The sequence below is a fragment of the Mojavia sp. genome (genome assembly GCF_059505145.1).
Window position 1 is genome coordinate 1 of sequence record NZ_JCACKA010000162.1, and the last position, 9180, is coordinate 9180.

The following is a 9180-nucleotide window of genomic DNA, read 5'->3' on the forward strand; positions in this document are numbered from 1 at the left end:
CTCAGGAGCTATTCCCGTGGAATTACAATCTTTACTTACACTGATGATTGAAGTCATCTTCTGGGCATTTATTACACTCATGATTTCCAATTTCATCAACAGACTTTGGGTTGTACCTTTGCCACCTGTTGCATCTAAACAACCAAATTTAATTTCACAGTCCACAGCATCAGCACTAGCACCACAGTTTGAAGATATCCCTGACTTTGAACAACACAAGTCTCAACCAAAGCACTTCATTGCTCCACAGTTTGAGTCAATTCCTGACCCTTGGACATTAGAACCAGAATCACCTCAAAGTACTGTTGAAACTCAAACCGTTGTACTTACTGCCGTTACATTGAAACTGCTACCACCAGTCCAAGAAGTACAGCCAAAATTCAAACGGGCTAAAGCTAGTAAGCTAAACAAATCTTTTGACCCTAAATCTCCTTCTTTGCCCAGAAAACACGCCTCGAAAGTGGCTTAGTTCCAGAAACATTGAAGCGATTGCGCTCCGCGCACTGCAAGGGAGCAATCGCCTCACCGCTTGGTGCGCCCTTCGGCGAGCACTTTAATAAGTGTAGAGTAGTGGCTTCGCCAAACAGAAGCGAAATATGGAATATGGATATGGTCAGCTTTTTCGCTACACAAGGTTGTCTGTTTGACCTGCAAACTGTTCTAGATTACGGACAGTCCGTAGTCAGTGTTGCTCAAGAACTAGCTAAATTACTAATTGGAAATCGTCCTCTTTCCACGAAAACGATTCAGTCACAGATGAATCGTTACTTCAACGGCACTGCGGCGAATGGCGCGTGGCAGTGGAAGGATAGTTACGAAGCCGTTGAGGTTGCACTTATCCTCTACTTGCGACAAAAGGGACTACCAGAAAATCCCTTGGAGCAATTGCAACTGCTTGAATCGCTCTGCCCTACCCACACCCGCCGCACTGAAGAACAAATTCAGCTTCAACAGTTTTCAACACCGTTACCTTTAGCTTACTTGGTAGCGTTAGCAGGACAAATTAGTGGCAACGACCTGATTCTTGAGCCTAGTGCCGGGACTGGGATTATAGCCCAATTTGGTAAACTCCAAGGTGCAAGTCTGATGCTCAACGAACTTTCACCCGATAGAACCAAGATTCTGCGGCGGCTGTTTCCTGGTACACCATTATTCTCTGTTAACGCGGAACAAATCAACGATTATCTGGCAGGACAAACTCAGCCCTCGGTAGTGCTGATGAATCCACCTTTCTCATCATCTCCCAAGGTAAGAGATCGCTCACCCGATGCCACTCCCAGGCACATCAACTCGGCATTACAAAGGCTATGCAATGGCGGGCGGCTGGTGACAATCACTGCCAACTGGTTTTCTCCCAATAATCTCACTTGGCGCGAGACTTTTGTGAAATGGCAGGAATTTGCCAGGGTGGTGCTTTCGGTTGGGGTCGAAGGCAAAGCTTACGCCAAGCACGGAACAACGACTGAAACCAGAATCACCGTGATTGACAAGGTTCCGGCTGACTCCAGCGAAATCCCTTGCATTACTGAAACTTTGGATCTGCCTGAAATACTAGCACTGATTCAGCAATTACCAGGGCGTTCGCCCTGTGCTGCCACTGTCAAAGTTGCGACGGTGGCGACGAAAGTTGTTAAACTTCCAAAACGCACTGTGGTAGCTCAAAGAGAAACAGTTTCCGAAATTCCAGATGTAGTCGTTCTGGAATATGAGGTTATTGAGTGGTCTGCCACCGATGGGTTAAAAGATACCCTTTACGAAACATATCGCCCACAGCGAATCCGAATCAAGGATGCTTTACCCCATCCTTCACTCTTATGCGAAAGTGCAGCCCTAGCACTTGTCTCGCCACCGGCTCCTACATACAAACCTCAATTACCTAGCAATATTGCCTCACAAGACTTGTTATCTGAAGCACAACTTGAGAGTGTAATATACGCAGGTAAAGCGCATTCAGGATTCCTTTGTGGGTCATACCTTGTTGATGACTCATGGGATAACGTGGCTGTGGCAGCACAGGGCGAAGAAAATGCTGTCCGGTTCCGTCGTGGCTGGTTTCTTGGTGATGGGACGAGTTGCGGAAAAGGCAGACAATGTGCGGGAATCATCCTCGACAACTGGTGTCAGGGTAGGCGAAAAGCAATCTGGGTATCAAAAAGTGCTGCATTAATCGAAGATGCCCGTAGAGATTGGTGTGCGTTGGGTGGTACTGAGCGAGACATTATCGACCTCAGTAATATCAAGCTGGGTGAGCCAATTCCGTTCACCCAAGGCGTTCTGTTCTGCACTTACTCAACCCTGCGCTCCCAAAAGAATGGCAAAAGTCGGCTTCTTCAAATTGTGGAGTGGGCAGGCTCGGACTTTGAGGGTGTGATCGCTTTTGACGAGTGCCATTCAATGGGGAACGCAATGGCGCAAGAGGGAACGCTCGGTTTGGTCAGCGCATCGCAGCAGGGCATTGTCGGGCTGCGGTTGCAAAATGCTTTACCCAAGGCACGGGTTGTTTACGTGTCAGCCACCGGAGCGACGAAAGTTTCTAACCTCTGTTACGCAAACCGTCTGGGACTCTGGCAGACTGGAGACTTCCTATTCACAAACCGTGAGGATTTCGTTGAATCTATCTCTGTCGGCGGCATTGCGGCGATGGAGGTTGTGGCTAGGGATTTGAAGGCACTCGGTTTGTATTTAGCGCGGAGTCTTTCCTTTGAAGGGGTGGAATATCAAACTCTCGAAATTGAACTTACACCGACGCAGGAAAGAATTTACAACAGTTACTCTAACGCTTTCGGTGTTATTCACAATAACTTAGATAAAGCATTGGAAGCTTGTAACATCTCCGGCGCGAAAACATACAATCGAGCCGCGAAGATGTCCGCTAAATCACAGTTTGAATCGCACAAGCAACGATTCTTCAATCATCTGTTGACTAGTATGAAGTGTCCACAGTTGATTAAGGCGATTGAACAGGATATTGCTCAGGGTCACGCAGTTGTCATTCAGCTTATCTCAACTAACGAAGAACTTTTGAAACGGCGACTCCATGAGGTTCCGGCAGACGAGTGGAAGGATTTAAACCTTGATTTAACACCACGGGAATATGTGATGGATTACCTGTTAAGTGCATTTCCCGTACACTTGCACTCCATTCATTCAGGTGAAGACGCAGATGAACGTTCTGAACCAGTCTTTGATGCCGATGGTTCGCCAATTGTATCTCAAGAAGCTGTCGCTTTGAGAGATGCCTTAGTAGACAAACTCGCCAGCCTCGACCCAATTCCCGGTGCTTTAGAACAACTTTTGTGGCACTTCGGACATAAGCAAATTGCTGAAGTAACTGGTCGCAACAAGCGAGTTTTAAAAGATGATTCGGGGCGTTTGTTCGTGGATTCGCGTGGTAGTGGGGCGAATATTGCTGAAACTGCGGCTTTTATGAACGGCGACAAACAAATCCTCATCTTCTCTGATGCGGGTGGTACTGGCAGAAGTTATCACGCAGATTTAAATGCGGTTAACAGGAAACGGCGATCGCACTATTTGTTAGAGGCTGGGTGGAGAGCCGATAATGCCATTCAAGGGCTTGGGCGATCGCACAGAACCAATCAAGCATCAGCACCCGTGTTCAGACCTGTGACTACCAATGTTAGGGGTGAGCGTAGATTTATCAGCACCATTGCTCGACGGCTGGACAGCTTGGGCGCACTCACACGAGGACAAAGGCAAACTGGCGGAAACGGGATATTCCTGGAAAAGGACAACCTAGAATCGAACTATGCCGAACGAGCTTTGTATGAATTATTTAAGCAAATCTTCCAAGGTCGATTTTATGAAGTGTCACTAGGGACTTTTGAAGCCATGACCGGACTATCGCTGACTTCCCACGAAGGCGGGATGAAAATCGACCTCCCACCCCTGCGTCAATTCCTAAATCGGCTACTGGCTTTGAGGATTGATATGCAAAACTTGATTTTCGAGAGGTTTGAACTACTCTTGAACCAGCAGATTGAAGCAGCGATCGCGGCAGGAATCTTTGAGATGGGTGTGGAGACTTTACGGGCTGAGAGATTTACCGTCGAAAGCTGTGAAACTGTATACTCTCATCCTGCCACTGGTAGCGTAACAAACTATCTCAAGATAGAACGTACCCAGAAGAACAACATCAAAACTGCTGACGAGATGCTTGAGTTTGCCACTCAATATCAGGGGAAACTGATGGTAAATACCAAGTCTGGTCATGCTGCTGTGTCAATTCCGACACATAGCACCTTTGATGAACAAGGTGGTGTTATGGCGCGAGTTCTACTCATTCGTCCCCAGAAAGAAACTCGTGTACCAGTTAAGGATTTAGAATCTTCCACTTGGAAAGCGGTTTCTGTCGATGCGTTTGTTGCGGCGTGGTCAAGGGAGGTAGACGCGCTGTCCCAGTTCACTACCGATTATTTGCATTTGGTAACAGGTATTTTACTTCCCATTTGGAAGATACTACCACAATCCAGTAGTCGAGTATTTCGATTGCAAACTAGTGATGGGCAAAAGATATTGGGTCGGGTGGTGAATGCTCAAGATATTCAAACCGTGCGGGAACAACTCGGCTTGAAGAACAAATTGTTAACTCCAGCAGAACTTGTTTCACTGGTACTGAACCAGAAGTATTCACAGCAGTTGCCTGGAGGAATTACACTGCGGCGGTCTTTCATTGCTGGTGAGCCGCGCATAGAACTAGTCGATGCTTTATCCTTGGCAGACCGACTGGTGAGTGTTGGATGTTTCACCGAAATTATCAATTGGCGTAAGCGAGTCTTTGTGCCAACGGGCGATCTCTGTGCGTCTGTCTTGGGTAAGGTGATTGGAATTCTTGGCTAATAAGAATCAGGCGATGTGGTTTTTACCCGTCGCTTGATTTTTTTTCTAATTCGGGTGTGCAGGTAAACTACTAGTCTGCCAAGAGAACGAGCGCGTGGTGGCAGGCTGGGGAAGCTGGAGGGGATGGAATACATTCTCTCCCTCAGAGGATGTTTCTCCCCCTGCACTTTCTTCTCCCCTGCTCGACCTACACGGCAATTTTGGGTTGGTAAACTACTCCCACCTGCCATTCCATCTGAGGTGGAAGCTTTCAGAAGCTCTAGAAACATCAAACAAGCGAAGGCAGCAGGGACTCAGAATTTTTCCTAACGCGTACATCAAAGTATTTCTTACTACGATAACGCTCCCGTTCTAATGCGTGATGGCTTAACCGCCTAGTATAGCTGAATCTGAGCATTTACAAAGTTCTTTTTGCCTGTTATATAATACGGATGTATCCCTTATTTCCTAATTAATTATGGTACAAACAATCCAAGCGCGGGATATCAGTCTTTACGAACTGGAGGAAACTTTTGGATTAGAGTTAGTTACCGATAGTAATTTTTTCCCAGAATGGAGAGAAAACTTACCGTTACTAACGGATATTGAAAAATCATCTTTAGAAAGAGTAAAAAGCAATTATTCAAATTTAACTAAACGCCGCTTCATGTCTGAAGAAGTAGTGAAGATGGTTGTGTTGTCTCCACTACTTGATTTAGCTGGTTTTTATCAACCTAATTTCGAGATTGAAATAGAAACTTCCACTGACATTTCTGCTGTAGATGAAAGCGTTATCGTTAAAGGTAGTATTGATGTTTTAGTCGTAAATAGAAGACTTCGGATACTTGTTATTGAATCTAAAAGCACTAAATTTGATGTGATATCTGCACTACCTCAAGCACTTGCTTACATACTCGATACTCCCAATGCTGAACGACCAACTTTTGGTTTGCTTGTCAATGGTAGAGAGTTTGTTTTTGTCAAGCTAGTTCAGGCACAAAAGCCAAAATATGCCCGTTCCGATGCTTTATCAATAGAAAAACCAAATGAAATTCAGCAAGTTTTAAGTGTACTAAAAAGATTTAGTGAATTAATTTTGTTGTAGTATTTCTTACCAATGCCGCTTTCTCCACTATACCCGTTGCGCCACACCCCACACCCTTCTTTTTGACTTTGTAGTGAGCAGAACTCTTCTACCAACCCCAGGTTTAGAGTCCGTTGAGATGCAGTTCCACCGTAATATCAAACGCTCTATACACCTATTGTGGCAGAGGCTCTTGCAACCCTATCAATAAAAGCCTTGAGCTTTTGAAGCGTGCCATTTGAGGCTAAATGCGCGTATGCTTCAATAACATATATGACTTGCGACCTTATACAAACGTGAGTTCGACGGAACTAAAAAACGGCAGGAGGTAGTGCAGGCAAATCTTTTGGGTAAATATCAATCGACGGTTTTTTGGGCAAGTAGGTATAAGCAGCCAAACCACCCATCAGATTGACCAAAAAGTTAAATACGCTACGATGGCGAGAGTGTTCAATTTGGCACATATTTTTAAGATGGTCATTGACCGACTCAATTACTGCCCGTTTGCGTAAAAGAATCTTATCAATTAGTTTTACCAATCTATTTTTCATATTCTTCTTAGATTTAGTGACTAACTCCAAACCTCGCTCATATAACTCCTCAAATAGTTTTTGTGAAATATATCCTCGGTCTCCAAACAGTTTACCAATTAAATCTTTAGTCATTTCTGGTACAGGCTTGCGGTCATCTATATTGGCAGGCGTTAGCTTGAATGCCAGCAATTCTCCACAATCGTTAATAATCAAATGAAGTTTAAATCCAAAGTGCCAACCTACAGAATTCTTACCCCATTTAACTAACCCTTTAAAAACTTTATGAGCGTGGGAGCGACAATTGTGACAAACATTAATCGGGGTAGAATCAATAAAACTAATCCCCGTAATCTCTCCAGTACGTGTATTCAAAAAACAACACAACAACATTAAGCACCAAGGCATGAGTTCCACAAATCTGGTATAGCTCACCAAGTTGGGAAACGCTCCACGCCAGCTTTGTAGTACGTGCAATATGTAAAACTCCTTGAAAGTCTTATAACCACTACCATGAAATGCGATTACGATTGTCATCACCTCTGATAAATGCATCCTTGATTTACTGCGACGTTCTCCTCTAAGCGATGGTAATTGTGGCACCTGCTGCCATAAGTGTTCCCATTGGTTGCAGAAATCATCTACGTCACAAAATATTTGTGTGATGTCGAGGCGAGATACAATAGTGGACATAGCCGAGACCCTAATTTTTCTTATATATTTTTAGTCTCGGCGTTTTTTTTGTGGCTTTTTGGCTGATTCTCAATTAATCTTAGGGATCGCAATACATGCTCAGTTTCTCGTGCTTCATATCTAGCAAGCTTTTTGGCTTTTTCTAACCGTCGAACTCACGTTATACAAGAAGACTATGCCAAAAAATTGGGCTTTGAAAGTAGACCAGTTTTTCAATGCAAACCCCAACTGCATTATCGCTACCGTTCATGTTGACAGCTTTCCCGCCGACCTGCCTTTAGAGCCGAATATTCGGGAACCTAACCGCAAAAGCTCCACATACAGACAAATTTTCGATTCATTAACCACTCAACCCGAAAAATTTTTTGAGCGGCATAGCGGAATAGTACTGTGTGCCAACAAGGTGAAGCCTAACAGTAAAAAGACACAGCTAGAGTTAGAAATACTTGAGGCTAGTGAGGGCGGTAGCGATGGCATCATTAACGGGGGGCATACGGTTTTAGCCTTTCAACAAGCCAGAGATTACAAGTACGACCTGAGTGAAGCTAGAGTCAAAGTTACCATTCACATTGGGCTGAGTGAAGACGACGCAAAAGATATAGCCCTGGCATCAAACACATCTGCCCCGGTGGATGCGCGTTCTAAAGTGAACGCCAGGGGTGACTACAAATTTATCAAACAATTTTTAGCTCAGTTGGGATTGGAAGAGGAAACAACATTCCGCATCGCCTATTATCAAAACCAGAGCGGTGCGCCCAAGAGTCCCCAGTGCAACGTCAACCATTTAATTAAGTTGATGAACTGCCTGGACAGGAACAAATACAACCCTGACTCTAAAAGCAGAACCAAACACCCGCCTGTGAGCAACACACCTTCTTTATCTGAAGCTGAAAGGCAAAGGCTATCAAAGTTACTGCCGTTACTGCCAAAAGGATTGTGGATTGAGCAACGGCTATTTCAGGTAATCGAGTCACATATCACTAAGCCTAAAAGGAAGGGAGTAGTTGACCTCGCCTCAATTGACCCGCGTAAGAATACTCTGTTGCCTGATAGCCGATACTCATTCGGGTTTAGTGCGCCGGCTGATATTGCCATGCCAATTGTCGCCGCTTATCGGGTGTTCTTGAATGAACAGTACAATTGGATAATTCCCTTTGATGAGTTCGCGGAAGATTTTCTACAGCATTTGTGGACGAACTATTACCGCAAGTATCTGCTGTCAGAGAAATTAGCAGGCAATACAGTTGGTAGTAAAATCTGCCGAAATCCTGTGATCTGGGATAGTTTATACCTTTGTGCCCAGAGTTACCTGAATCAGCAGTTGATTAGGATGGTTGGGTCAAATACTAAGCGTGAAGAACTGAAGCTAGTAAATTAAACTAACAAAAAATATGGTGATCTATTGCTCCCGTGCTAATCTCATCTAGTTCATTTTGGGCGTGAAGTTTGTGCCACAATGCTAGAAAGCCAAATCAATTCAAAATTCAAAATTAAAGATGCTTAGTGGGGGCTTGCACCCACCACTAATCTAAAACCGCCACAATCTCTGATTTGGTGGGGGCTTGTACCCAGAATTGATTAATTTAAGAGTTCTTGAGCTGGGGAGGCTGGGGAGGCCGGGGAAGTAAAGAGTAATTTTTAGTAACTCTTAATACTATAAAACCAAAGAATACACTTATTTGTTTGCCTCCCCCAGCACCCCCAGTTCAAGAACAGCTTGCCTCAACAAGTAACTAAACAAGCGTGCCATTCCTACCAATACCCAAAAGAGTAACTTACCTCAACACATTGCTTCCAGTCCCAATCTAATGGCATTTGAACGACAATCATGAGTAACCCTCTTTCCCATCCCGAAGATCCAGGCTTCCATTCATCTATTCAGGAGAACCTAAAACAGCTTTCTGCTCAGTTGGGATCTCCTTTGGACGAATTATCAGTCATGGAAATATACCAGAATGCGTGCGATCTACTGAGCCACGTTTGGGTGAACGAAAAAAGGTGTGGGAGAGTAGTTAGCGAGCATCTTACGCTAACATA

Annotated in this window: 6 protein-coding genes and 1 pseudogene; 5 read left to right on the top strand and 2 right to left on the bottom strand. The window is 44.6% G+C overall.

The genetic code is table 11. The features are described from left to right. Positions 1-469 (top strand): hypothetical protein (locus AC5JL8_RS38775; RefSeq protein WP_495884988.1); only part of this gene is annotated, 469 nt, incomplete at its 5' end. Between the two features lie 101 nt (positions 470-570). Next, on the top strand, positions 571-4857 hold the full coding sequence (locus AC5JL8_RS38780) for a strawberry notch-like NTP hydrolase domain-containing protein (RefSeq protein ID WP_495884989.1): 4287 nt from the start codon (positions 571-573) through the stop codon (positions 4855-4857). Here AC5JL8_RS38780 and AC5JL8_RS38785 read toward each other — a convergent pair. Then, positions 4854-5126, bottom strand: a complete 273-nt coding sequence (locus tag AC5JL8_RS38785; protein WP_495884990.1) for a hypothetical protein — start codon at positions 5124-5126, stop codon at positions 4854-4856. The genes AC5JL8_RS38780 and AC5JL8_RS38785 overlap by 4 nt on opposite strands. A gap of 188 nt (positions 5127-5314) precedes the next feature. On the opposite strand from AC5JL8_RS38785, the gene AC5JL8_RS38790 reads away from it, so the two are divergent. Continuing rightward, complete coding sequence (locus tag AC5JL8_RS38790; RefSeq protein WP_495884991.1) at positions 5315-5941, top strand: type I restriction endonuclease subunit R; 627 nt, start codon at positions 5315-5317, stop codon at positions 5939-5941. Positions 5942-6231: 290 nt separating this feature from the next. On the opposite strand, the gene AC5JL8_RS38795 is transcribed toward AC5JL8_RS38790, so the two are convergent. Further along, positions 6232-7143 carry an IS982 family transposase gene (locus tag AC5JL8_RS38795; RefSeq protein WP_495884992.1) on the bottom strand — a complete coding sequence of 304 codons (912 nt, stop codon included), beginning with the start codon at positions 7141-7143 and terminating at the stop codon, positions 6232-6234. A 175-nt stretch (positions 7144-7318) separates the two neighbouring features. On the opposite strand from AC5JL8_RS38795, the gene AC5JL8_RS38800 reads away from it, so the two are divergent. Next, entirely contained in the window at positions 7319-8521 is a 1203-nt protein-coding gene (locus AC5JL8_RS38800) for an AIPR family protein (protein ID WP_495884993.1), read from the top strand. A gap of 450 nt (positions 8522-8971) precedes the next feature. After that, positions 8972-9180: pseudogene (locus AC5JL8_RS38805) on the top strand (hypothetical protein); the annotation flags it as partial.